Annotated in this window: 24 protein-coding genes; 14 read left to right on the top strand and 10 right to left on the bottom strand. The window is 61.0% G+C overall.

Annotation, left to right across the window (positions count from 1 at the left end):
• Positions 1 to 67: 67 nt before the first annotated feature.
• The 3 genes from GJR98_RS10040 to GJR98_RS10030 all read right to left on the bottom strand — a co-directional run bounded on the left by GJR98_RS10040 (position 68) and on the right by GJR98_RS10030 (position 1,974).
• Entirely contained in the window at positions 68 to 754 is a 687-nt protein-coding gene (locus GJR98_RS10040; RefSeq protein ID WP_151137922.1) for a dolichyl-phosphate hexose transferase, read from the bottom strand.
• 61 nt (positions 755 to 815) lie between these two features.
• Positions 816 to 1,130 carry a hypothetical protein gene (locus tag GJR98_RS10035; RefSeq protein ID WP_151137919.1) on the bottom strand — a complete coding sequence of 105 codons (315 nt, stop codon included), beginning with the start codon at positions 1,128 to 1,130 and terminating at the stop codon, positions 816 to 818.
• A gap of 88 nt (positions 1,131 to 1,218) precedes the next feature.
• A complete protein-coding gene (locus GJR98_RS10030) occupies positions 1,219 to 1,974 on the bottom strand; it encodes a ribonuclease H-like domain-containing protein (RefSeq protein WP_151137917.1) in 756 nt (251 codons plus the stop codon).
• An 88-nt stretch (positions 1,975 to 2,062) separates the two neighbouring features.
• Here GJR98_RS10030 and GJR98_RS10025 point away from each other — a divergent pair, with 88 nt between their 5' ends.
• The 4 genes from GJR98_RS10025 to GJR98_RS10010 all read left to right on the top strand — a co-directional run bounded on the left by GJR98_RS10025 (position 2,063) and on the right by GJR98_RS10010 (position 6,908).
• Complete coding sequence (locus tag GJR98_RS10025; protein ID WP_151137915.1) at positions 2,063 to 2,767, top strand: SOS response-associated peptidase; 705 nt, start codon at positions 2,063 to 2,065, stop codon at positions 2,765 to 2,767.
• A 1,392-nt stretch (positions 2,768 to 4,159) separates the two neighbouring features.
• Positions 4,160 to 4,606: a DUF5805 domain-containing protein gene (locus GJR98_RS10020; RefSeq protein ID WP_151137912.1), complete on the top strand. Its 447-nt coding sequence runs from the start codon at positions 4,160 to 4,162 to the stop codon at positions 4,604 to 4,606.
• Positions 4,596 to 5,645 carry a tyrosine-type recombinase/integrase gene (locus GJR98_RS10015; RefSeq protein ID WP_151137910.1) on the top strand — a complete coding sequence of 350 codons (1,050 nt, stop codon included), beginning with the start codon at positions 4,596 to 4,598 and terminating at the stop codon, positions 5,643 to 5,645. The genes GJR98_RS10020 and GJR98_RS10015 overlap by 11 nt, the downstream gene beginning before the upstream one ends.
• Before the next feature lie 423 nt (positions 5,646 to 6,068).
• On the top strand, positions 6,069 to 6,908 hold the full coding sequence (locus tag GJR98_RS10010) for a right-handed parallel beta-helix repeat-containing protein (RefSeq protein ID WP_191965446.1): 840 nt from the start codon (positions 6,069 to 6,071) through the stop codon (positions 6,906 to 6,908).
• 108 nt (positions 6,909 to 7,016) lie between these two features.
• Here GJR98_RS10010 and GJR98_RS10005 read toward each other — a convergent pair whose 3' ends face one another.
• From GJR98_RS10005 to GJR98_RS09995, 3 genes are all read right to left on the bottom strand, one after another.
• Positions 7,017 to 7,913 carry a hypothetical protein gene (locus GJR98_RS10005; protein WP_151137905.1) on the bottom strand — a complete coding sequence of 299 codons (897 nt, stop codon included), beginning with the start codon at positions 7,911 to 7,913 and terminating at the stop codon, positions 7,017 to 7,019.
• A gap of 77 nt (positions 7,914 to 7,990) precedes the next feature.
• Positions 7,991 to 10,054, bottom strand: coding sequence for a hypothetical protein (locus GJR98_RS10000; RefSeq protein WP_225316393.1), 2,064 nt, complete (start codon positions 10,052 to 10,054; stop codon positions 7,991 to 7,993).
• 129 nt (positions 10,055 to 10,183) lie between these two features.
• Positions 10,184 to 11,017, bottom strand: a complete 834-nt coding sequence (locus GJR98_RS09995; protein WP_151137900.1) for an MBL fold metallo-hydrolase — start codon at positions 11,015 to 11,017, stop codon at positions 10,184 to 10,186.
• Between the two features lie 450 nt (positions 11,018 to 11,467).
• Between GJR98_RS09995 and GJR98_RS09990 the strand changes: the two genes are divergently transcribed.
• A complete protein-coding gene (locus tag GJR98_RS09990; protein ID WP_151137898.1) occupies positions 11,468 to 11,917 on the top strand; it encodes a TIGR00725 family protein in 450 nt (149 codons plus the stop codon).
• Positions 11,918 to 11,976: 59 nt separating this feature from the next.
• Here GJR98_RS09990 and GJR98_RS09985 read toward each other — a convergent pair whose 3' ends face one another.
• Both GJR98_RS09985 and dph2 read right to left on the bottom strand, forming a co-directional pair.
• Entirely contained in the window at positions 11,977 to 13,557 is a 1,581-nt protein-coding gene (locus GJR98_RS09985) for a hypothetical protein (protein WP_151137895.1), read from the bottom strand.
• Positions 13,558 to 13,848: 291 nt separating this feature from the next.
• Positions 13,849 to 14,883 carry a diphthamide biosynthesis enzyme Dph2 gene (gene dph2 / locus GJR98_RS09980; RefSeq protein ID WP_151137893.1) on the bottom strand — a complete coding sequence of 345 codons (1,035 nt, stop codon included), beginning with the start codon at positions 14,881 to 14,883 and terminating at the stop codon, positions 13,849 to 13,851.
• A 192-nt stretch (positions 14,884 to 15,075) separates the two neighbouring features.
• Between dph2 and GJR98_RS09975 the strand changes: the two genes are divergently transcribed.
• The 5 genes from GJR98_RS09975 (at position 15,076) to GJR98_RS09955 (ending at position 17,902) form a co-directional block, all read left to right on the top strand.
• Positions 15,076 to 15,336, top strand: coding sequence for a hypothetical protein (locus GJR98_RS09975; RefSeq protein ID WP_151137890.1), 261 nt, complete (start codon positions 15,076 to 15,078; stop codon positions 15,334 to 15,336).
• Between the two features lie 120 nt (positions 15,337 to 15,456).
• Positions 15,457 to 16,110: an alpha/beta hydrolase gene (locus GJR98_RS09970; protein WP_151137888.1), complete on the top strand. Its 654-nt coding sequence runs from the start codon at positions 15,457 to 15,459 to the stop codon at positions 16,108 to 16,110.
• A 58-nt stretch (positions 16,111 to 16,168) separates the two neighbouring features.
• The gene (locus GJR98_RS09965; protein ID WP_151137885.1) at positions 16,169 to 16,543 is read left to right on the top strand and encodes a YlbF family regulator; all 375 of its coding nucleotides are present in this window, start codon (positions 16,169 to 16,171) and stop codon (positions 16,541 to 16,543) included.
• Positions 16,544 to 16,655: 112 nt separating this feature from the next.
• Positions 16,656 to 17,249 (top strand): nucleotide-binding protein, encoded by a 594-nt coding sequence (locus GJR98_RS09960; RefSeq protein WP_151137882.1) that lies wholly within the window; start codon positions 16,656 to 16,658, stop codon positions 17,247 to 17,249.
• 29 nt (positions 17,250 to 17,278) lie between these two features.
• Positions 17,279 to 17,902, top strand: a complete 624-nt coding sequence (locus GJR98_RS09955; RefSeq protein ID WP_151137880.1) for an RAD55 family ATPase — start codon at positions 17,279 to 17,281, stop codon at positions 17,900 to 17,902.
• Positions 17,903 to 17,940: 38 nt separating this feature from the next.
• Here the strand turns inward: GJR98_RS09955 and GJR98_RS09950 are convergent, their stop codons facing one another.
• Together GJR98_RS09950 and GJR98_RS09945 are read right to left on the bottom strand one after the other, a co-directional pair.
• Positions 17,941 to 18,204 carry a hypothetical protein gene (locus GJR98_RS09950; RefSeq protein WP_151137877.1) on the bottom strand — a complete coding sequence of 88 codons (264 nt, stop codon included), beginning with the start codon at positions 18,202 to 18,204 and terminating at the stop codon, positions 17,941 to 17,943.
• Positions 18,205 to 18,273: 69 nt separating this feature from the next.
• Positions 18,274 to 19,206: an FKBP-type peptidyl-prolyl cis-trans isomerase gene (locus GJR98_RS09945; RefSeq protein ID WP_151137875.1), complete on the bottom strand. Its 933-nt coding sequence runs from the start codon at positions 19,204 to 19,206 to the stop codon at positions 18,274 to 18,276.
• 204 nt (positions 19,207 to 19,410) lie between these two features.
• Between GJR98_RS09945 and cyaB the strand changes: the two genes are divergently transcribed.
• The 4 genes from cyaB to GJR98_RS09925 all read left to right on the top strand — a co-directional run bounded on the left by cyaB (position 19,411) and on the right by GJR98_RS09925 (position 23,094).
• Positions 19,411 to 19,968, top strand: a complete 558-nt coding sequence (gene cyaB / locus GJR98_RS09940; RefSeq protein WP_151137872.1) for a class IV adenylate cyclase — start codon at positions 19,411 to 19,413, stop codon at positions 19,966 to 19,968.
• Between the two features lie 109 nt (positions 19,969 to 20,077).
• Positions 20,078 to 21,286 (top strand): methionine adenosyltransferase, encoded by a 1,209-nt coding sequence (locus tag GJR98_RS09935; protein ID WP_151137870.1) that lies wholly within the window; start codon positions 20,078 to 20,080, stop codon positions 21,284 to 21,286.
• Between the two features lie 126 nt (positions 21,287 to 21,412).
• Positions 21,413 to 22,588 (top strand): tRNA uracil 4-sulfurtransferase ThiI, encoded by a 1,176-nt coding sequence (thiI, locus tag GJR98_RS09930; protein ID WP_151137867.1) that lies wholly within the window; start codon positions 21,413 to 21,415, stop codon positions 22,586 to 22,588.
• A gap of 53 nt (positions 22,589 to 22,641) precedes the next feature.
• Positions 22,642 to 23,094, top strand: coding sequence for a DUF5804 family protein (locus GJR98_RS09925; protein WP_151137864.1), 453 nt, complete (start codon positions 22,642 to 22,644; stop codon positions 23,092 to 23,094).
• Position 23,095 lies beyond the last annotated feature (1 nt).

Below are 23,095 nucleotides of genomic sequence, written 5' to 3'. Positions count from 1 at the left end.
CCGATGTATGAACGACGTGCGGTATGGTGACTTCTCGCACGACCGACGAACCGATTGCGCCGGCGTCTCAGAAGATGCTGCGCTCTTCGAGACAGACCTTCACGATGGATTTCGCGATTGCTGCGCCGCCGGCGAACGGGTCGAGTTTGGTCTCGCCAGCGCGTTCGCGGTACGGAATGGGCACCTCGGCAATCTTGTACCCGCGCATCGCGGGGCGGATGAGGAGTTCGGCGGAGAGGCCGGTGTTCTCGGTCCAGTCGATATCGTGGAGGAGTTCACGGCGATACGCTCGCATTCCAGTCGTGGTGTCGTGGACCGTCGCACCCATGAGGAAGCTCGCGAGTCGGGCGAAGGCGATGTTCCCGAATCGGTTGAGTCGAGGCATCGTCTCCGCGCCCATCGAGATTCGGTCACCCGAGACCACGTCGTACCCCTCGTTGATGAGGTCGAGGAACTTCGGGAGGTACTCCATCGGGTACGTGTCGTCACAGTCTGTCGTGACGACGACTGGACGGTCAGGTGCGAGAACGGCGGCCTCGACGGCGACACCGTATCCCTGTGGTTCCTGTTCGATGACGCGGGCACCCATCTTTCGCGCGATTTGCGGTGTCCGGTCGTCCGAGCCGTCGACACAGACGACCTCTGCCCGACCGTCGGTGATGCGGTCGATGTCGGCCAAGACGGACCCGATGGCCTGTTCTTCGTTGTACGTTCCCATCACGACGGCGACGTCGTCGAACGTGTAGGTACTCATTGTGCGGGATTACCGACGGTCAGACTTGAATTTTTAGGTTCGCCAAAAACAGTGTGTGAGATTAGCTCAATCCGCGTGTGTCGGGTTGGTCTTCGAGTTGCTTCGCCTGGTCGATGAGGAAGTTCATCAGACGGGTCGCAGACGACTCGACGTCTTCGAGTTCGTCGGTCGATTGTCCGCTGACGCGGACCGACAGTTGGTACAGTTCGAGTTCGACGTGGGGGACGGTTTCGTCGCCGTAGCCGTTCTCGTCTTCGTCGGTTCCGCCGTCAGCGGCTTGTTGAGACTCGCCGTTGACAGTCACGTCGTCGGCCGATTCGTCCGCCTCGACGTCGGGGTCAGCACCAGCGTCCTCGGCCTCGGAGTCCTCGCTCATGTGCGCCGGGTCGGTGTGGGGGAGCAAAAAGGGGAGTGATTCTGTACGAACGACGTGCGCGAAGTGTGCAGTTGGTTCAGCAGACGAGTCAGACGAACGTCGTATCGAGACCCTCGCACGCACGTTGGTGAAGTTTCTCGGTCACCGTCTCCATGAGGCGTTCGAGGTTGACCGTGTCCTCGCGGTTGTACGAGACGAGTGTTTCGAGCGAGGAGTCGTCGCCACGTTCGTATTCGCGCCAGAGTCGGACCGCGTCACGTCCCGAGATATCCGGTCGGTCGCGGTCGATACCGATGTCCTTCTCGATTTGTTTCAGGCCGCCGGTCAGGTCGAGTGTCCGACACGGGTACATCAAGTCGACGTGTGGAACGTCGATATCGACGTCGAACGACGTCTCGAGGAACGGAACGTCGAACCGTGCGCCGTTGAACGTCGCGATGAGTTTCGCGTCGGCGAACTGCTCGGAGAGCGCCTCTGCGGTCAGGGTGTCGCCGCGGACGAGCGTCGTCGTTTCGCCGTCACGGTAGAACGAGACGGTGGTGACGGAATCGCGTTCGGCCGACAGACCGGTCGTCTCGATGTCGAAGAAACACGTCTCGTCGCGGAAGTTCTCGTAGAGTCGCCACCGCTCACCGGAGGGGAACGAGTCGTCGAAGAAACGAGAGTTTCCGTCGTCGAGGTGCTCACTCGCTTCTGCGATGTACGACTCGATTCGGTCGGCTGTCTTCCCGCCGACGAGTGTCGGGTCGAACTCGTCCCAATGAGTGACGCCGGACTCCCAGAGGTTTCGTTCCGTCCGTTGGCCCACCCCACGGACGGGAATGAAACTGTTCTCGATTCGCATATACCGTATCGGGGAGTGGGGCGACCCTAAATGCGTCGTCGTCTGCCCGCCGCGGCCGTTTTACCCACACCCCGCGTACGCTGTACGTATGTGTGGTCGCTACACGCTGTTTACGCCTCCTGAAGACCTCCAAGAACGGTTCGGCGCAGAACCGACGCGACCGCTGGAAGCGCGCTACAACTGCGCACCGAGTCAGGAACTCCCAGTGGTCACGAACGAAGCCCCTGACGAGTTCCGCTTCCTGAAGTGGGGCCTCGTTCCGTCGTGGGCCGACAGCGCGAAGGTCGGAAACGACCGCATCAACGCCCGTGGTGAAACAGTCCGCCAGAAGCGCAGTTTCGCCGACGCCTACGAGTCGCGTCGGTGTCTCGTCCCCGCAGATGGGTTCTACGAGTGGGTCGACCGCGGCGGTTCCAAACAACCGTATCGCGTCGCGTTCGAAGACGACCGCCCGTTCGCCATGGCCGGTCTCTGGGAACGGTGGACGCCGCAGACAAAACAGACTGGACTCGGTGACTTCGGGAGTGGCGACCCGTCACGCGAGCAAGAACCACTGGAGACCTTTACCATCGTCACGACGGAACCGAACGACCTCATCTCGGAGTTACACAACCGGATGGCCGTCGTTCTCGCACCCGACGAAGAAGAGACGTGGCTTCACGGCGACCCAGACGAGGCGGCATCGCTCCTCGACCCGTACCCTGACGACGAGTTGACGGCCTATCCGGTCTCGACGCGGGTGAACAGCCCTGCGAACGACGGACCTCGCTTGATTGAACAGGTCGAGGTGTAACGGTGAGAGGGCCATCTCGGCCGATGGAAGAAGGATTACAGAGGTGAGTTAGTAGACAGTTTTCGATTCGATGCGCACTACCGATTGTATATAGCGAAATGTGATATATGGGTTTGCTGGCGAACAGCGAAATACTCGGTTCAGACGAGCGCTACCGTGTTAAATCGGAGAGAACAGACCAAATTGCGGTGTGAAACCAGAAAACTCGCAGTCAACGCAAGTCGACTCCCGCGAGTCGACCGAATGGGTTTGCCACCAGCGGAGATGATACAGTCAGTGGCAGTTTCTGCTGTCCAAAGAAAATCGAGGACATCGACGAACGAGGTTGTGTCCGAGGCCCACCGAGTTCGAGGGGTCGAGTGCGGCTGGGCAGACGCAGCAGCGCCAATGACTGCACAGCCACCGGCCGGCGAAGTCCATTCTCCCCCAACGCGTCGTGGTTGCCAGTAACCTCCTCAGGCCGCCCTAGAGCGTGAGCGGTTCCGATATTCGAGGTACGTTGGCGACGAGGAGAAGAAACGCCAGAGACAGCTACTGAGCGGCATCTCACGCCGAGCGAATGAGATGCTTCAACCACGTTCGTCGTCGGCGAAGTACCCACCAAACAACGCTGCACAGAACGATCGCGACCGTCGGCCGACGCCTGCATCGGTACGACAAACCGACTAGTCTTCGGGGACCGGTCTCGGTCAAATGTGAAGATAGAACCGTGTTGTTTCGATACAACACTACACTGCTCTACGTGGCGGCAACGACTTCGGAAATCACGACTATATTTCGTCTCCAAGAGATCGATATATACACATTGAATCCAGTCAATTTGAGCTTGGAAACTATAGACAAATTTCGTCGTCAGGTTCTATGGTATAATCGGTCAGTGTTCGATATATAAATCACAAATAGGTGCTGTTGAACTAATAAAATATTGTTTCGATAAATTTAGAGATAGTTACGCGACTATTGTTGCCGTATCGAACGACGACACAAATATCATAAATCGAGATTTTATAATCATTCAGAGAATAATATGGTGAAATAACGAACCCGCTGAAGACATATCTTGGCACCCCAACTCCGAGGGTAAACACGAGGAGAACAGCCATCCAAATTTCGGCATGTGTTCCAAAATAGAGATGACTCGGCGAGTATTCTGTGCCTTATTAGAGGACACATTCTGAGTGGATTTTCAGATATGCTCGAAACGCCCGAAATCGGGCGAATCGAGAGAATATACTTATCCTGAATTGTACTAGCAAATAGCCAATTTGAGGGGTGCACTAATTAGGATAACTCGATATTTTTGCCAAAAATCCACTATCACAATTTCAGATAAGGTCTCTTATTCGTGATAGTGCCGGTAGATTGAATATCGCCCCCCGAGTCGACCCATCCATGAGCGACGAGGCCGACCGGGCGACGGTTCAAACCTACGTACCGGCCCACCAGAAGGAGGTCTGGAAGGACCACGCCGACCAACTCGGCATGAGTCAGAGTGAATTTGTCAGAACGATGGTACAGGCGGGTCGCGCCGATTTCGACGTTCCCGAGAGAGGTGATGAGACGGCCACAACCCCAGGGGTTGATGGGGGTGAAACGGCCCTCCAGAACGGCAGTTCAAATCAATCTACAGAGGATGGAATTAACGAAGGATTCACAGGCCGAGTCGTCGAGGCGTTAGCGGCCGACTCACACCTCTCGTGGGACGACCTCGTCTCGGCGCTGACCGACGACATCGAAGAACGTCTCGAAGCGACCCTCCAAGACCTCCAGTCGTCGGGTCGAGTTGTGTACAGTGGACGACATGGCGGGTACACGTTAGCTGAGGACGATGGCCGCTGAGCGACCGGCAGATGTGGACGATCCAGTCGGGTATTTCCTCCAAGATATGACCTATCACGGGAAGACCGACCGGACCCGTGCGGCTTACGAACGAGTGCTCAGAGCGTTCGAATCGTTCCTCGGAGACCCGTCTCGGAACCCCACTGGAACCGCACAGTCGGTCGACGAAGCGAGTCACCGCGACTGCATGGCCTGGATACACACCCTTCGAAACCGGGCCGTCGCACCCAGCACGGTAGCGACGTACGCCTCCTATCTGCACCGATTCTACGCCTACATGGCCCAAGTCGGCGTCTTCGACTCGAACCCGATGGGGCTCGTGATGGAGGAGATGGACGAAAAAATCGACACCAACCCCGCCCGAAGGGAGGTTTCGGTCCCGCAAATGCGGGAGTTCGTCCGCGAAATCCACCATCCACTCGAACACGCACTCGTCGTTACCCTCCTCAAGACCGGGATGCGTGTCGGCGAACTGTGCAACCTCGACTTACGCGACCTGTCGCTGTCCATCGACACACCACTAGCCAGTGTATCGACCCGTGCCGCACTCGATGGGCGTGGTCCGTCGATATACGTCTCCTCTGAACCGAGCGTCGGAACCGTCACGAACGGTGAGACGCGGACGGCCTCGAACAAGCGAAAACGCTCGACGGTCGTCCCCGTCGACGACGAAGTCGAGACCGTTCTCCTGCGCTGGCTCGCAATTCGTCCAGATACTGAATCACCCGCAGAACCGCTGTTCGTCGGGACTGCCTCGGGGTGGGGAACGCGCTTGACACCGGACGCAGTGCACCACATCGTGACCTCGCATGCCGCCGATGCGGGGTGGTACCGCAGGGGTGGAGACCGCGAAGAGAACGTTACACCCCACTACTTCAGGCACTTCTTCACGACCCATCTCCGTGACCGGACCGGTGACCGTGGTATCGTGAAATATCTCCGCGGCGACGTCGCTGGCGACATCATCGACACGTACACCCACAATTGGGGCGATAGAGTGCGTGAGACGTACGAATCCAACATTTATTCACTACTCTGAGTGGTGAATCAGGTGTCTGAGCCACGACTGATGAATTGTATGTCGCTATATCCAATCGGTGTGTCTTTCGATAGCTCAAGCGCACAAATCAGCGAGCGAGGAAGACAACACAAGCTGTTGAGCTGGGCGAAAACGTTGCTTCTTCGGAACAGTCCGACATATCTGACATAATCTGAAAGCCCAATATTCGCCGCTATTTGCCTTTGAACTGGCACTCCCGCGTGATGAGAATCGCCTACTGACGATAATATGATAGTCGCCTACTATCTGTTCGTGATGACAGAGAATGAACATAACCGCGTGTCAGTACTCGCATTCTCATTCGGCCTCCTGTCTAGACTCGCGCTCTCTGTACGGAGAATCCGGACCCTCCGCCCTGCACAGAACCGTCTCGTTGTCCTCGTCATCTGTATTCTCGTGAGTGTGTCCAGTGTAAGCGGGCTGTTCCTGTTCGGTGGTGCCGTTGGGACAGCAGCAGCGTCGTCCAGCGATAACCACACGAGCGACTCACAGATACTCGAGTCGTGTACGACCATCGACGAATCTGGGAGCTACGTCCTCACGACACAGATTCGGAATCAGACCGACACGTGCTTCGAAGTGAGGGCAAGCGACGTCGTGTTCGACGGCAACGGTCACGTCGTCAGTGGGACACTCCAACAAGGCACGGCCGCGATAGTCGTGAGACCGCCTGAAAACGGGTCAGAACCCATTCAGAACGTCACCATACGAAACGTCTCACTTACGAACTGGGTGTTCGGTGTCGTCTACACAGATGTCGAAAATTCGACTCTCACGGACATCCGAACGTACCAAACCGTAGACGGAATCTCGGTCGTGAACAGTACGAACGTCACGATCGACAGAGTGCGGACAACGAACGGATACGATGGCCTCAACGTCATTGGTTCTGAGACCGTCCAAATCGACGACGCAGAGGTGACGTGGCTCTCGCTTATCGGAATCTCTGTCATCGACTCAGACGTGGTTACCGTCTCGAACACGGTCGGCTCGGGCGTCAGCGTCGGTATTGCAGTCCTGGGGTCGACGAATCTCTCACTCGAGAACACGACGATTACCAACCTCGCAGGAGAGGAAGTCATCATCAACAACTCTGACCCGTCCGTCGACACGTCTGTGGAAACGGTTCGGCCACAGGGAGCGGTCGGCCGGTCGTTCACCAGTTGTGACTGTCAAATCGTCCTCCGTTGTCCCGTCCCGTTCAGCGAGCAGGAGGGGGACACAAAACGCTCTGACGAGTGAGTCGACATATCGCCTGTTCCGACACAGTATCTACAGCAGAAAAGTTTCACACCCGACACTGTGTGTCGCCAAAAATCCGTGGGAGTCGGCTGTGCTGTGGGTCCCGTCTCAGACCCGAAGTTCCGTCTCTAAATCGGGCGACTCGATGGCGTCTTTGACCGTCTCGGCGGCGTCGGTCGCTTCCGCGACGTTCTCCATCAACACCGTCTCGCTCGGGAAGAGGTGTTCTCCGAGGACGAGACCGTGTTCGCGTGCGGTCGACCCGGTCATCGTGAGGTAGACGCCGAGACCGACTTCTGCGATGGCGGCCTCTTCTTCGGGCCCTTCGCTGGGATACGCGAACGACACGTCGTCGAGACACCGCGTGCCGAGCACTGCTTCCACGAGACGTTCGTACCGTGGCGAGATACAGAGGTCACCTGCGTAGTCGGCGACGAAATCTCGGTCGAGGTCCGCACCCGGTGGCAGAATCTCGGGGTCGGCCATGAGTGTGTGATAGACCGTATCGCCGAGGCCGGAGACGACCCGAACGTCTGTGTCCATCGGGTCGATTCGGGCGTTCACGTCCTCGATACTGCCGATGCCGTCGGGTTCGAGTGTGACGACCTCTTCGAGAACGAGGTCCGCACTGTCGAATCCGAGGCCAAATTCGTGGGTTCTGAGGGCGCGAAACGGCTCTTCGCGGCCGACGAGATGGATGTCCACGCCGTCGATTTCGAAGGAGACGCTGTCGAAGACGATTCGGCGTGGCATCCCCTCTCGGTCGTCGCGCAAGAGTGTGTACTCGGGGGACGTGGGGTCCGAGAGGTCGCTGTAATCAGCGAGTCGTTCGTACACGTCTCGTTCCGGATGGGCATGGCCCTTCGTGACCGACTTCTCGTACCTGAGAGTCGAGGTGATTTCGTCTGCCACCTCGGCAATGCTGTCGGTCGTGGCGAACCGTTCGAGCACCGCTTCGAGGGGGCGTCCCTTCCGCGGAACGGCGACGCGCACCGTCTCTGTCATCATCGGATGGTCGTGGTGGCCCGCTAAACAGGTTGCGCTTCGGGAAAACGTCTCTCGCGAGAAAAATCGAGGGTCGACTATTCGTCGTCGTCTTGCGGTTGGCCGTCCATTCCGGTTCCGAACGCGCCTGCGAGGCGCTCGCGGAAGGTGTCGAGTTCTGCGACAGTGTCGTTCAGCTCGTCGATGTCGTCGCGGAGCGACGCGAGTTCCTCTTCGGCGGCGGCGTCTTCGATGCCAGCCTGTACGTCTTCGAGGCGTGATTCGAGCGAATCACGGGTGCTGACGATGTCTCCGTCGAGGGATGCGATGTCTTCTCGAATCTCGCCAATCTCCTCGTTGAGCGTCGAGACCGTCTGGTTCGCATCTTCGGTGTCGCTTTGGACGCTGTCGAGTCGCTCGGCCGTCTCGTCGATACGACCGGCGAGTTCGTCGAGCGTTCCGTGAATCGAATCGAGTTCCTCGGACCGTTCGGCGAGCGTCTCTTCGACCGAATCGAGGCGCGCGGCACCAGCGTCGATGTTGCGCGACGCGGCGTCGATACGACTGTCGTGGTCTTCCAACCGTTCGTGGTGGTCGTGGAGGCGGTTGTCGTGGTCTTCGAGTCCGGTAGAGAGGTCTTCGAAATGACCGTCGTGGTCGTCGAGGCGACTGTCGACGGTTTCGACCTTCGATTCGACGCGGTCGCTCCGTTCGTCGACCGTCGCGAGCGTCTCTTCGGCCGAGTCGAGACGCGATGCGGCGTCGTCGACAGACACGACTGCCTGGTCGACCATCGTATCGAGCGCTTCGATGTCCGCACGGAAGTCTTCCATCTCACTGCGGAACTCCGTGATGAGTTCTTCGCCCGTCCCCTCTTCGTCGATAAAGTCGGCGAGTGCGTCAGAGTACGCCGCGAGGTCTTCCATCTGCGATTGGAGGCGTCGAACGCGCACGTCGGTGCTTCGGCGTGCTTCGGTTTCGACGGCCTCTCGGACGACAGCGAGGTCCTCGTCGTCGGCGGTTCCCTCGCGAATCTCCGTGGCGAGGGCCGCGACGAGACCACCGTCTGCGTCGACGGCGACAGTGGTGCTGTCGTCGGGGGACGCTGTGGTGTCGTCCGAGTCGGTCTGGTCAGCGTCGACAGACGTGACGTCTTCGTCGGCCTCGGCGTCGACCTCGACTTCGGTCTCTTCGGCGGTCGACTCGTCGATGTCTGACTCGTCGACGTCCGAATCCACGACAGGTTCGTCGTCGGTGTCTACCTCGGCAGCGACGTCTTCGTCTTCGCTCTCGTCACCGGACTCGACCGGGTCTTCGACGTGAGTGGACACCGCAGCGGTCGTGTCCTCGTCGACGCTCCGTGGGCCGGCCGGTTCCGCATCGTCTGCTTGTTCGTCGAGGAGTTCGATATCATCTCCATCGTCCTCTTCGCCGAGAACCTCCGCATCGTCTTCCTCGCCGAGAATCTCTGCACCGTCTTCCTCGGCCGCGCCGAGCGCGACGACGTCTTCTTCAGATACATCGTCTGCCTCTGCCTCTTGGTCACCAGCGTCGTCGTCCGCGTCGGCATCGACTTCGTCCTCGGGTTCCGCGTCCTCTTCGTCGCCAACGCTCTCGAACGCTGCCGCGAGGTCCTCGTCAGACGGGGGTTCGCCGAACTCGCCGTCCTCGTCGATTTGGCCGTCGAAGTCCTCGACGCCGTCGCGAAGCGGTTCGCGGTTGCCAGCGAGAACGTCGCGGACGAGTTGGCTTCGGTCTTCGCCGAGGATGTCGTCGATATCTTCCGGGTCGATACCGCTGTCGACTGGGATGCGTTCGAGGGTCGGTTCTTCGAGGAAGTCCTCGCGCTGGTGTCCGTCGGTCAGGCGAATGCCGTAAACTGTGACGACTTCTTCGTCTGGGTCGAGCGTCCGTTCGTACTCGACGCGGTGGTCCTTGTACGCCGTCCAGTTCTCACTGTCGTAGTCCGGGTGGAACCCGACGCTCTCCATCGTGAACGATTCGGGGATTCGGTCGATGACTCGGACACGCGTCGCTTCGTCGCGCGTCGAGGTGATGACGAATTTTATCGCAGGAACGGGGAACTCGTCCGCGGCGAAGGTCTTTTCGACTGTGACCTCACCATCAGAGACGGAGATTACCCCTTCGGGCTCGTGGCTCATGGCCGCCACTTTCAGTACAAACATTATAAAACAACCGGGGAGTTACACCGAATCTCGACGCCGCCTGTCGATTCGATGTTTTTCAATCTGTGACATTCTTCGAATGCCGACAGAGTAGGGAACGCCGATTTAGAGGTCGACTCGGTCGCCAATCTCGACGATTTCGAGCGACCGCGGCGCAGCGAAACTCTTGGCGTGGTGGTGGAGCACCTTCGGGTCCGACGTCATGCCTTTCCACATATCCCAGTGTGACGGCAGGAGTCTGTCGAGGTCGAGGTCACTCGCGGCCTCGATAATCTGGTTTTCGTCGTTGTACCACTTCGTCCGGACGGGTTCGCCCGTCTCCTTGTCGGCGATGTTGCCGACGGTCCCGAACGCGAGAACACCGAGGTCGATATCGTACCGTTCGCCAACGTCGGTGAACTCCTCTGCGGGCTTGGTGTCGCCGCCGTGGAAGAACGTCCCCGACTCGTGTTCGAAGACGTACGAGACCGGGTGGGTCGCGTCGGGGTCGTACGCGGGTTCGACGTGGATGGTGAACTCGCCGATTTCGACGGTGTCGCCCTCGGTGACTTCTTCGAACTGGTCGTCAGAGAGGTCGTAGTCGTCGAACCACGCTTCGTCGTCGTACGCGACCGAAAGCGAGTCGTCGGGGGCGACGAACGTCGCACCCGTGTTCTCGAGGATGGGTGCCTGACTCGGGCCGTGGACGTGGTCAGTGTGTTCGTGCGTTGCGAGGACTGCGTCGGCCTCGGTCACGTCCTCGGGGTCGAACGGGATGGGGACCATGCGAACCGTCCGTGGCGGAGAGCCAATGCCGACGTACGGGTCGATAAACACTGTCGTTCCCTCGCTTCCCTTGAGTACGAAGCCGTTACAACCCAGATACCAGATGGCGACTGTCTCGGGGTCGGCCGCTTCGACCGCCCGTGGAAGCCAGTCGCTCCAATCACTGCGCGTCATGCACACGAATCCTTCCGCGAGGGGACTAAGCGTTGCGCTCTCGGCGATACGAGACGACAGACCGAGCCGCGGTGCCAGAACAGCAGATTCGGGTCAATTTATTCCACAATAGTATACCAAACAGTATTGGAAATATAAGGTCCTCCCCCCGAGAAGATATTTAGTACTGGCACCCGTCATTTCGAATACCATGTCAAGTCCTCACAAACGGACCGCAGATTTCTCTGCAATGGCCCGAACGATGCGTGCATGTGGTTCGTGGGAACCAGTCTCCCCACTCCAAGACGATGTATACCGTATGGACGATTTCTGATATAACGTCGCTTTTCTCCGGGCTGTCTGTCGAATCGGCCCCGATTTTATACACGTTGGCGGAGTGCTGTTCTGCATGAACAAGCTCAACACCGACGGAGAGACGACGTTCTCCACCATCGACGACAGAGGTACCCCATGCGTGTGAGTGTCGTCGGTGGAAGCGTCGTTCCCGACCCGGTCGAAGAACTTGCAGAGGACGTTGGTCGACTCCTCGCCCAGCGTGGCCACACCGTCGTCTGTGGTGGCCTCGGTGGAGCCATGGAGGCCGTCTGCCGCGGCGCGAAAAACGCGGGCGGAGAGACGATCGGCATCCTCCCGGGAGAAGACCGAGACGAAGCGAACGAGTACGTCGACATCAGCATCGCCACCGGACTCGGCCACGCCAGAAACGCACTCGTGGTGATGAACGGAGACGCGGTCATCGCTATCGACGGGTCCGGTGGAACACTCTCAGAGATTGGATTCGGCAACGTCTACGACCGCCCAATCGCCGGAATCAGAACCCACAACCTCGGGACGCTCGACCGCTATCAGGCGTGTAAGACACCGGAAGAGGCCGTCAAGTACATCGAACGAGAGGTGTAGGCGCACGAGCGGCGCACAGAGAAAACGAGGAGGAGGGAGACCAGAGGATGAGAGACCGGTCAGTCGAGTTCTCGTTCGACGCAGTCTCGGAGCACGTCGTCGACGACTGTCTCGCGGAACTCGTCCCACTCGGTCGTCTCGGCCCAGAGTCGCGCCGCGTCGGTCGGTTCGAGGGCGTCTCGACCGGTGTCGCGCTGTCGCGTCTGGACGTATCCGTTCGCGAGTAGCGCTTCGACGGCGACGTCGAGACGGGGGCGAAGGCCGTTCGACAGACGCTTCTCGAAGGCGTCGCCTTCGTCGCTGTTGCGCGCGATATCGACACAGAACGCGTCGAACGCGGACCACGAATCCTCCTCGCGTGCGCCTGCGACGATTCCGTGGTGTTCTGCGCGCTCACGAAGTTCGGCAGTGACCGCGCGTCGTGTACGGGGGCGTGAGCGCGGCGGACCCGTCGTCAGCACGTGGAGTGCGATTGCTTCGAGGTCACCGAGAGGCGTGAGTGAATGCCCAGCGAGTGTGAGCGGCGTCGAACCCTGGGCGATGCCGTCGTCTTCGAGTTGTGCGAGCAACGCTGCCGCTGCGTCGGCCTGTCGTGAGAGTTCCGTCGTCGACTCGGTGACGGGGAGCGACGCTTCCGAGAGGTGTGTTCGAGCGTCGAGATAGGCGTCGAGTTGCGCGCCGAAGCGGTCGATGGTGTCGAACAGGGTTATCGTCGCGTCGTCCTGGAACTTCCCGAACCGGGCCTCACAACTCTCGCGGAAGCGAGCGAGCAGGTCGTGTGGGTCGTTTTCGACCGGCGAGAGGAGGCCAATTTCGGCGTCCAACCACTCGTCGAGCGCGTCGAGGACGGCGTTCGGGTCGCGCGTGTCTTCTGGCGACGGGCGCTGTTGGTCGGCGTCGACGAGGTCCGCGAGTTGTTCGCGGGCACGACCGACGTACGACGACATCGAAGTCAACGGAGAGTCGTCTTTCGACCCCCTCGCGTACGCGGTGCGGCGGCGCCGTTTCACACTCGAATCACCACTCGCGTCGGCGAGGGCGGCCCGAAGGTCAGAAAGCGCGATTCGAAGTGGACGCGCGACGGCATCCGCCGCAGGGCCGTCCGCGACGCGACGGAACTCGTCGAGGGCGGCGGTCGCCGTCTCGACGCCGGACACAACCGTTCGGAGGTCGGAGATGGTCGCCAAGTCGAGACGCTCGTCCGCAGGAACCGTAACGAGCGTAATCGCGTCGTGGGTGGTCGCACCGGAGTCGACGAGTGCGGTTCGCGCGGCGTAGAACGCGGCAGCGACCTGTGGCGGGGCGCTCGTGAGGTTCACCTCGACAGTGCCAGCAGCGACCGACTCACGCAAGAGGTCGGTCGTCTCGGCGTACAAGGTTTCGAACGACGCGCTGAACGGGAGTCGTGCTTCGTCGATAGAGGCGTCGAGACGGGTCGAGAGTGTTTCAGAGACTGTCCGTGCGACGCGTGCACGCGCTCGCTGCGCACCGGCGGCGCAGTCGTCCGGGTCGCGACCCTGCTCGGGGTCGGCCTCGTCACGGACCAGACGAACCCGGTCGGCGTCGAAGTCACCAGTTTCGAGCGGGGTGACGACCCGCTGGACGTCGAGTCCGAGGACGGAGAGGTGGGTCGTCGGCATCTTTCTGAGTCATTCGCTACCGGTACCCTGAATGTTGTGGTGACTCGTGCCGTGAACGTGTCAAATAGTGCCTATTTTTCAGGACCACGAGGGGAGATGCTCCGCCCGACGACGCCGACGAGCGAGGTGGGAGGAGAGAGTGAGAACTGAGGGGTGGGAGGATTGAGAGCGAAAGCTGAGGGGTGAGATGAGAGAGTGAGACGTGAAAGGTGAGAGGAGAGGAGGGGAGAGAGTGTGAGAACAGAGAGTGGACGCCCGATTACCGTCTCGTGTGGACGGTGTCGAACGGGATTACCACGTGCCGTGGAAGGTGTCGAACTTGAGGGAGTCCAGCGGTTCGTCGCCGACGGCGATGCGGTACTCCTGTGGCGTGAGCATCGGCTTGTGGAATCGCGGGCCGTCGTCGGTCGTGATGCGCGGGCAGCCCGTGTTGACGAACGCGTCCATGTCGAAGTTTCTGAGCCTATCAGGCGTCACTTCGTCCATGGTGATGAGGTACGCGTTGTCGTTGTCTTCGAGAATCTTCTCGGCAATCTCCATGCGGCCCTGCCCAATCTTGGTACAGAAGATGACGCCCCACTTCTCGGCGTCCATCGCCTTGTGTACCGAGGCGTAGCGCTGTTTCATGAACTTCCGCGTGTCGGCGAGGGTGACCACGTTGTTGACGGGGTCGGCGATGACGACGTTCTTCTCGGGGTGTTCCATCGCGAGGCCGAGTGGGTGGAACTTCCCGCCACCGACGTAGAGCACGTCGTCCGCAGGGATGTCTGCAGAGGCGTAGTTGCACCCGAGAACCTGCCCTTCGAAGGTGAGGCGGTCGTCACCCTTGCGGGTCTGGACGGTGTAGCCGCGCTCTTCGAGCCAATCACACATGTCGTCGAAGCGGTTCATGTGCTGAGCGGTGGTGACGAGGCCCACCTCGTCGCCCTGAATCTCCTCTAAGGCGTCCTCCATGATGGGGAACGGGTCGACGTTGGAGAACAGCGGGACGTAGATAATCTTGTCCGACTCCTTCATCGGCGAGTGACCGAAGTGGACGAACACGTCGGTCCGGCGCATGAGGTAGGTGTCGAGGTCGCAGGCACCGTAGCACGGTTGCCCAGAGAGCATGAACGTCACGTCGTCGTCACAGAGCTGTCGAAGGTCGTCTGCGACGGCCGGGCCGCGGCGCTTCAGCCCTTCGGGGAACTGCAGGCCGACTCGCTTCGCGTCGCGCTCTTCGATGGCGTCGATGATTCGTTCGAGTTCGTAGTCCCACTCCCGGTCGTGTTTGAGCGACATCCCGGTGTTTCGAAGGTCTCCCTCCGAAGAGGCGTCCTGACTCATTGACGCCCCCTTACCGATGAAGAGGTATAACGGCGGCGCTTCCCTACGATTGGGCGTCACACACCCACATACGACCCATTTCTCCAAGAGAGTAAACCGGACGCGTCCGGCCAATCAGGCTACCGGAAGGTGTCGTGCATCACCTGAACCAGACCGCAGTGCGCATTACTTGATGGGTGTCGTATACTGCCCATGTCAAGCGAGACCAATACACACGACGACGAGCACATGCACGAAGAACACATTCACGAGGAGAGTGACGACCACGAACTCACCGAGTGTCCGGCGTGTGGGAGACCCATCAGGGGTGCCGACGACCTCGAACGCGGTGAGGAAGTTCCCGAACTGACGAGAGTCGACAGTCGCAAAGTCATGGTTGGCCGCCAACCGAACGACCTCTGGATGTGCAAAGGGTGCGGTGCGACACTCGGCGTCCGCCGACGAAAGGCGTAATCCGACAACAGGCGTAATCCGACGAAGCATGGTGGTCGAAACGGTCACGAGACAGTCGTCCCACCCGGTTACCCTCCCGTCACTCGGGGATTCAAGAACGCCGACGGCCTAGCGGCGTCCATGACCGACATTCCACTCGAACACGTCTACGTCGAGCCATCAGAACCGGCCGACGGGGAGGCACCCGCCGTCGTCTTGCTCCACGGCCGTGGGTCGAACGAACAGGACCTTCTTTCTCTCACGCAGCACTTCCCGGACCACCTCCACGTCGTGAGCCTCCGCGCTCCTGACCGTTTGCAAGGCGGCTACACGTGGTACGAACTCGACCTCTCGGCCGGCGGACTCCACCAGAGTCAACCGCACACAGAACAGTTCGAGCGCTCCCGCGAACTCGTCCGCGAATCCATCGACGCGGCGATTTCCGAGTACGGCCTCGGCCCCGACCGAATCGGCCTCCTCGGATTCAGTCAGGGGGCGATTACGAGCCTCTCACTTCTCATCGAGAACCCCGAAAACTACGCGTGGGTCGTGGCGCTCCACGGCTACCTCGCCGAGACTCACGCCACTCACCAACCCGACGGGATTGCGGGGAAACCGGTCTTCGTCGGAGCGGGGTCGATGGACCGAATTATCCCCGCGTCGCGGGCGCAGCACGCCGCTGACCGCCTCCGTGAACTCGGTGCCGACGTGACTGCACAGGTGTACGACGCACCTCACGGCGTTGGACCTGACGAACTGGCGGCCGTCGTTTCGTTCGTCGAAACGCACGCCTGAACCCGCCAATAGGCCCCCCTTCGGCAGGTTGAAACCGTTCGACTCCTAACCCGCGGGTATGAGCACGCAGACGACGCGGCTCGAAGAACTCGGCCGTGAACTTGGCGAAGCCATCGCCGACCACCCGAAGTACGAAGCGTACGAGTCGGCGAAGGCAGCGGTCGAAGCCGACGACGAAGCCCAAGAGCTCATCACCGAGTTCAACCAACTCCGCGAGGAGTTCAACGTCGCTCGACAGATGGGCGAGGCGACACAAGAGGGCCTCCAGAAGGTGCAGGCCGCACAGGACGAACTCCACTCACTGCCCGTGATGGAGGAGTACCTCCTCGCACAAGCAGAGATGGTCGGCGAACTCGAGAAGGTCAACGAAGCCATCTCCGAACCGCTCGCTGTCGACTTCGGCGGGGAAGCAGGCGGTTGCTGTAACGACTGAGCGGCACCGACTGAACAGCAACCGAGTCCTCCGCTGCTGTCGACCGGAGCCGACTGCACTGTTTTCACACCCGGGCGGAGGTTCAAATACGAACACGGGACCAGCCCGTGCTATGTTGGCAATCGCGAGCGGCAAAGGCGGCAGTGGGAAGACGACCACCACACTCGGACTGGCGCGGGCGTTCGACGGCCACGTCCTCGCAGTCGATGCGGACCGAGACATGCCCAACTTGCACGCGATGGCCGGTGTCGACCGGTGCGACAATGAGGACACTGAGAACCCACAGCACCCGGACGACCCGACAGTGTCCGTGCGTTCACCGCCGTCCGGTATCGACGATCGCGCCTTCGAGGAGTGGCTTCGGTCGGTCGCAGCGGACACCCATCTCGCTGTCGTCGACTGCCCTGCTGGTGCAGGTCCCGACGCTGTCGTCCCACTCCGCGTCGCCGACGCCGTCGTCGTCGTCACACCCTTGTGTGCCCCCGCACTCCGCGACGCGGCGAAGACGGCGGCGATGGCGCGCGCCCTCGGGACACCCGTCGTTGGATGTGTCGTCTCCCGCGCGCGGGTCGCCCCCGATTCGGTTGCCGAACTCGTCGGTGCGCCAGTGCTCGGCACTGTTCCACCTGAGTCCTCACCGGTTCTGGCCCAGCCAACAGTTCGAGCCGCGTATCGTCGGATTTCGGACACGTTAGGCCGTAATTAATAATATGACTGACCTTCATTTATTGGTGTATGTCTCGGCTGGCAACTGGTATCGACGTGCTCGACCGTCAACTCGGCGGTGGCATCCCCGCAGGGAGTGTCGTCCTCCTCGCGGCCGACCCAGCAAGCCAGTCAGAGCTCTTCTTGAACGAGTTGACGACGACCCGCGGGACGCTGTGGATTACGACCCTCCGTTCCGAGGTTGCCGTCAGCGACGCGCTCGACCGCTGTATGAGCCCAACGGGGAACCCAACCATCCGCGACGTGGGCGGTGATGCCCCACTGGATACGGCGAACAAGCTCGTCCGCGACTTACCCGAAGGGGCGAACCTCATCATCGACGTGGTCGACATCCTGGAACGAAACGAAGCCCCACGCTACCGGAAGTTCCTCAACGGCCTCCAGACGCACATGGTCAACACGCGTGGGCTCACCATCCTCCACGGCCTCAAAGGTGAGTCAGTCCCGCAGAACCGTGACCTGACAGAACACATGGCCGACATCGTGTTCGACCTCGATACGAAAATCGCGGGGTCGGAGATAGAAAACCGACTCGCGGTTCCGAAGTTCCGTGGCGGGCAGGCCCTCAACGAGACCATCAAACTCCGCCTCGCCGACCAGGTCACCGTCGACACCAGTCGCGACATCGCCTGAATCGACGAGGGGCGAACCCGACTGTCGCGGTGCCGTTCTTAGAGCGCGAAGAAACCAAACGTCGCGAGTGTGACGGCCGCGACGAGCGCCGACCACACGCGAACAGAGAGGCCCGCACCGCGCGTGAAGACGTAACCGAAGTACGGGACGAGCGGGATGAGTCGGTAGACGAACGAAACTTCGACACCGACGCCGAACTCCAGCGCCAGCGTCAGTCCGACAGTACAGAGTCCAGCGACGAGCGCGACCGTCACGTCGGAGAAGTCGAGCGACTCGAACGCCGACGCGTCTGACGAAGCCATAGCTACGAGGCGGTCGGAAGGCGAGTATCAAGAAGCCGCCGATTCACGAGAAGCGGCGGAGGTGCTCGCTTACTCTTCGTCCGCGTCGAGTTCCGCGGCGAGCTCTTCGGCGTCGATGTCGACGTCCTCGATGGCCTCTTCGATGTCGGCACCGCCGGCGCCGCCCATCATACCGCCGAGGCCGCCCATACCGCCCATGCCGCCCTCGATGGTCTCTTGGACGATGACGCGGTCGATGTCCAGACGCTGCATGATGTCCTGCGCAATCTGCTGCTTGGAGAACATCCACTGCTGGTTCATCGTCATCTGCGGCGTTGCCTCGATGTAGAGCGTGTCCTTCTCGACGGTGACCGTCTCCGTCTCAGGCTCTGCGTCTTCGTCCTCGTCGTCGTCAGACTCGACGACCTGCTCTTCTTCGACTTCGTCCGTCTGGACCCACACCTCGGGTGCCTGCTGGAGGTACATGCCGAGGAGGCCAGCGGCCTGCTCTTCGCGGTCGTCGACGAGGTCGAGAACCTCGTACTCGTATTCGAGGTCCTTGCCCGCGAGGGGGTGGTTGAAGTTGACGCGGGCGCGACCGCCGATGATGGTCTCCAGACGGCCCTGCTCGCCGTCGATCTGGACCTGTGCACCGGGGTAGCGGTCGTCTTCGCTGATCTTGTTGGCGCTGACCGTGCGCACCTCGTCGTCGTCGTACTCGCCGAACGCGTCGGCGGCCGGGATTTCGACGGTGCCTTCGTCGCCGACTTCGGCGCCTACGAGGGCGTCGTCGACTTCGGGGAAGACGTGACCCGCACCGATGATGACGACGCGAGGCTCGAACTCGTAGCCCTCGACGTCGATTTCGGCCTCTTCGGCCACTTCTTTACTCGTGGTGTCGACGACGTCGCCGTCTTCGACCGTTCGAACCGTGTATGCGAGGCGAACGAAGTCGCCGTCCTGAATACCGGACTCGACCTCTTCATCGACCTGCTCGGCCTCCGCCTGCTGTTCGTCGCTCATACACGCTACGTGATTCGTGTGACCCTTAAGAATCACGTTTCCCGCCGCAGACGTGGGTGCACCTCCAGATGCGTCGTATCCGGGAGAGGAAGGCCCAGAAGCGCCGACGAGACCCGATACCACACCGCTCGGCGGGGCAGACCACGCACTCGACGGTGACCCAGAGAGGCCACCCTTTTGTCGATGTCACACCTCGCCGCGAGTATGTACGAAGTCGAGGTCAAGGTCCGCGCGGACCACAGCGTCGTCCGGGAGCGACTCGAAGCGGTGGACGCGACGCAGGTGAACCGAGTCACACAGACGGACACCTACTACGACGCACCACACAAGGACTTCGCCGAGACTGACGAAGCGCTCCGACTTCGGCGCGAGTCACGGTACGAAGCGGGCGACGTCGTCTCCGAAGAGACCAACATCACCTACAAGGGCCCACTCGTCGACGAGTCCTCGAAGACCCGCCGCGAGTACGAAACCGGCATCGAAGACGGCGACACGATGGACACGATTTGCACCGCCGTCGGCTTCGAACCCGCCGCGACGGTCGAAAAAGAACGCGAGCGATTTACCGTCGATGGCTACACCGTCTCGCTCGACGCTGTCTCCGGCCTCGGCGAGTTCGTCGAAGTCGAAATCGAGGTCGAATCCGGTGTGGACGATGCGCGCGAGGGGGCATTTGCCGTTCTCGACACACTCGGCCTCGACCCAGACGACCAGATTCGAACGTCCTACCTCGGGATGCTGCTCGGTGCGCCCGAGGAGTGACGCCAGTGCGGAACCGCCTCACCGGCGGGAGGGAGATACGTGGTAGTAATACACAGTGACTGCAAGGTTTCCGCAAGTTATAGAACCGCCCACTGGGAACGTATCCGTAATGACTGACCGAAACATCCGCCTCGAATCCGCCGAGAAGCGCGCGGTCGAGGATCAGGAGGTCGAAATCGTCGAGCGGAAGGGAATCGGTCATCCCGACTCTATCTGTGACGGCATCGCCGAGAGCGTCTCTCGCGCGCTCTCGAACCTCTACCTCGAACGCGTCGGCAAGGTGCTCCACTACAACACCGACGAGACACAACTCGTGGCCGGGACCGCCGCACCCGCCTTCGGTGGCGGCGAGGTCATCGAGCCAATCTATCTGCTCATCGTCGGCCGCGCGACCAAAGAGTACGACGGAAAGAAGCTCCCCGTCGACTCGGCCGCACTCCGCGCCGCCCGCGAGTACCTCAACGAGAACATTCCCGAACTCGACGTCGGCACCGACATCATCGTCGACGTGAAGCTCGGCGAAGGCTCCGGTGACCTCCAGGATGTCTTCGGCGAGGAGACCCAGGAAGTCCCGATGGCCAACGACACGAGTTTCGGCGTCGGTCACGCCCCACTCACCGAGACCGAACAAATCGTCCTCGAAGCGGAGCGCGCCCTCAACGGTGCACGCTACGGCGACGACCACCCCGAACTCGGACAGGACATCAAGCTCATGGGCAAGCGCGAAGGCGACGTCATCGACGTCACCGTCGCCGCCGCGATGGTCGACTCCTACATCGACGACATCGACGACTACATCGCCGCCGTCGACGACGTTCGCGAATTCGTCACCGAACTCGCAGGCGAGTACACCGACCGCGAGGTCAACGTCGAGGTCAACACCGCCGACGACTACGAAGAAGGCTCTATCTACCTGACGACGACTGGCACCTCCGCCGAGCAGGGTGACGACGGGTCGGTCGGCCGTGGCAACCGCGCCAACGGCCTCATCACGCCGAACCGCCCGATGAGCATGGAAGCGACCTCTGGCAAGAACCCCGTCAACCACATCGGGAAGATTTACAACCTGCTTTCGACCCACATCGCCGAAACCGTCGTCGCCGAAGTCGACGGCATCCGCGACCTGCAGGTCCGCCTGCTCTCGCAGATTGGCCGTCCCATCGACGAACCACACGTCGCCGACGCGAAGGTCATCACCGAAGACGGCGTCACCGTCGCCGACATCGAAGCGGAAGTCGTCGAAATCATCGACCGCGAACTCGCGAACGTGACGGACATCACTCGCCGCACCATCGAAGGCGAGCTTTCGACCTTCTGACGGGCGCGCACTTCGCACGCCGTTTTTCTGCAGAGAGCTGAGTTACGTAGCAGTATCACGTAGCCACAGGTCTCTCGCCGCCCCCGGAAGCGAGACGCTGAAGAGTACCCACACAGAACGGAGCGTGTGAACGAGACGGCGCACGTCGTCCTCGTCGGATACGGCGAGGTGGGAACCAAGAGTTCGAGCGTTCGAGCGAAGATGGAAGAACGCCTTCGGGAGAACGTGCAAGCAGTCCTCGACGACCGGTCGCTCTCGGGTCGGGTCGAACGAGAGTGGTCGCGGATTCTCGTCCGCGACCCGGACGACCCCGACGCAGTTGCCGCCGCGTGTGCCGAGGTCCCGGGCGTCGTCTGGGCGCGCCCCAGCGTCGTCTGTGACCCCGACCTCGACGAGATAGTCGCCGTCTGCCGCGACCTCGCTGCAGACCATCCGGACGGTGCGAGTTTCGCCATCGACGAAGACCGCGTCGGCCCGAAAGACGCCCACGACTTCTCGGGGCCAGACATCGCACGAGAGGCGGGGTCTGCCGTCGTCGACGTGACCGGCGCACCCGTCGACCTCGACAATCCAACGGTGACGTATCGCGTCGAGTGCCGAGAGGACGCGGCCTACGTCGCAGTCCGTCGATTCGACGGCCCCGGTGGGCTGCCGCTCGGCACGCAAGGAAAAGCAGTCGCCCTCATCTCCGGCGGCATCGACTCGCCCGTCGCGACGTGGGAGATGATGCGTCGCGGCTGCGAAATCGTCCCTGTCTATGTCGATTTAGGTGACTTCGGCGGTGCAGACCACCGCGCACGGGCTATCGAGACCGTCCGAACTATCGCGCGTCGCGCCCCGAACTTCGACATACGCGTCCACGTCGTCCCCGGCGACGACGTCGTCCAGCGGTTGATGGACACCATCGACGATACCCGAATGCTCTCGCTTCGCCGTGTGATGCTCGCGATTGCGGCCGAAGTCGCCGAGGACGAAGGTGCCCACTCCATCGTGACCGGCGAATCACTCGGACAGAAGTCGAGTCAGACCGGCGAGAATATCGCCGTCACAGAGGCCGCCGTCGACTATCCCGTCCACAGGCCGCTCTTCACGCGCGACAAGACGGCAATCGTGGACGAAGCGCGAGCACTCGGGACGTACACCGACTCGACGCTTCCCGTCGGGTGCGAGCGTGTCGCGCCGTCGTTCCCCGAGACGAACGCCTCGTTGTCTGCCGTCGAAGCGGCCGAACCAGACGACTTGTTCGACCTCGCGGCCGCGGCCGCACGTGACCGACGGCTCGTGTCGGTGACGCAGGACTGACCCACGCCAGAGTACCGGAACCGCTTTACCGAACCACAACCGTCCATTTCGACGTGACGCAGGTCTGTATCGTCGGGAAGGAAGAGAGTCACCTCCAGTACGAGTTGTTGTCGCGAGACACCGCGCGTGCGGCCCTCTCGACGTACGACATCTCCGAACCGTTCGAGAACTCGCTAGCCGTCGATACGGTGAGTATCGGTGCGGCAGTCTCACTTCTGAACGACCTCAACTGGTATCTCGTTCGCTTTGCAGCGTTCTCTCTCGTGCTCCAACCGTCTATCTCCGAAGACGAATGGCTCTCTCGAGACCTCGCCCGACAGGTCCGAGATGGCGAAGTTCGCCCAGAAGAGACGGGAGACCACCTCGCAATCTACGGCGTCGAAGACGGGCGTCTCGTTGAACCGATGTACGTCACTCGCGTCGACGGGTCGGTTCCCTCGTACGACTTGCGAGACGTCGAAGAGACAGTCGTCGTCCGCGTGGCGGAAGACGAATTCGGCCGCTAGT

Source organism: Haloferax marinisediminis, assembly GCF_009674585.1.
Lineage (GTDB): Archaea > Halobacteriota > Halobacteria > Halobacteriales > Haloferacaceae > Haloferax > Haloferax marinisediminis.
This window is presented reverse-complemented; position numbering and strand designations above follow the sequence as displayed.

Bases quoted from the DNA above. Each gene is read 5' to 3' on its own strand.
- GJR98_RS10040 (WP_151137922.1), bottom strand. From the start codon at position 754: ATGAGTACCTACACGTTCGACGACGTCGCCGTCGTGATGGGAACGTAC.
- GJR98_RS10035 (WP_151137919.1), bottom strand. From the start codon at position 1,130: ATGAGCGAGGACTCCGAGGCCGAGGACGCTGGTGCTGACCCCGACGTC.
- GJR98_RS10030 (WP_151137917.1), bottom strand. From the start codon at position 1,974: ATGCGAATCGAGAACAGTTTCATTCCCGTCCGTGGGGTGGGCCAACGG.
- GJR98_RS10025 (WP_151137915.1), top strand. From the start codon at position 2,063: ATGTGTGGTCGCTACACGCTGTTTACGCCTCCTGAAGACCTCCAAGAA.
- GJR98_RS10020 (WP_151137912.1), top strand. From the start codon at position 4,160: ATGAGCGACGAGGCCGACCGGGCGACGGTTCAAACCTACGTACCGGCC.
- GJR98_RS10015 (WP_151137910.1), top strand. From the start codon at position 4,596: ATGGCCGCTGAGCGACCGGCAGATGTGGACGATCCAGTCGGGTATTTC.
- GJR98_RS10005 (WP_151137905.1), bottom strand. From the start codon at position 7,913: ATGACAGAGACGGTGCGCGTCGCCGTTCCGCGGAAGGGACGCCCCCTC.
- GJR98_RS10000 (WP_225316393.1), bottom strand. From the start codon at position 10,054: ATGAGCCACGAGCCCGAAGGGGTAATCTCCGTCTCTGATGGTGAGGTC.
- GJR98_RS09995 (WP_151137900.1), bottom strand. From the start codon at position 11,017: ATGACGCGCAGTGATTGGAGCGACTGGCTTCCACGGGCGGTCGAAGCG.
- GJR98_RS09990 (WP_151137898.1), top strand. From the start codon at position 11,468: ATGCGTGTGAGTGTCGTCGGTGGAAGCGTCGTTCCCGACCCGGTCGAA.
- GJR98_RS09985 (WP_151137895.1), bottom strand. From the start codon at position 13,557: ATGCCGACGACCCACCTCTCCGTCCTCGGACTCGACGTCCAGCGGGTC.
- dph2 (WP_151137893.1), bottom strand. From the start codon at position 14,883: ATGAGTCAGGACGCCTCTTCGGAGGGAGACCTTCGAAACACCGGGATG.
- GJR98_RS09975 (WP_151137890.1), top strand. From the start codon at position 15,076: ATGTCAAGCGAGACCAATACACACGACGACGAGCACATGCACGAAGAA.
- GJR98_RS09970 (WP_151137888.1), top strand. From the start codon at position 15,457: ATGACCGACATTCCACTCGAACACGTCTACGTCGAGCCATCAGAACCG.
- GJR98_RS09965 (WP_151137885.1), top strand. From the start codon at position 16,169: ATGAGCACGCAGACGACGCGGCTCGAAGAACTCGGCCGTGAACTTGGC.
- GJR98_RS09960 (WP_151137882.1), top strand. From the start codon at position 16,656: ATGTTGGCAATCGCGAGCGGCAAAGGCGGCAGTGGGAAGACGACCACC.
- GJR98_RS09955 (WP_151137880.1), top strand. From the start codon at position 17,279: ATGTCTCGGCTGGCAACTGGTATCGACGTGCTCGACCGTCAACTCGGC.
- GJR98_RS09950 (WP_151137877.1), bottom strand. From the start codon at position 18,204: ATGGCTTCGTCAGACGCGTCGGCGTTCGAGTCGCTCGACTTCTCCGAC.
- GJR98_RS09945 (WP_151137875.1), bottom strand. From the start codon at position 19,206: ATGAGCGACGAACAGCAGGCGGAGGCCGAGCAGGTCGATGAAGAGGTC.
- cyaB (WP_151137872.1), top strand. From the start codon at position 19,411: ATGTACGAAGTCGAGGTCAAGGTCCGCGCGGACCACAGCGTCGTCCGG.
- GJR98_RS09935 (WP_151137870.1), top strand. From the start codon at position 20,078: ATGACTGACCGAAACATCCGCCTCGAATCCGCCGAGAAGCGCGCGGTC.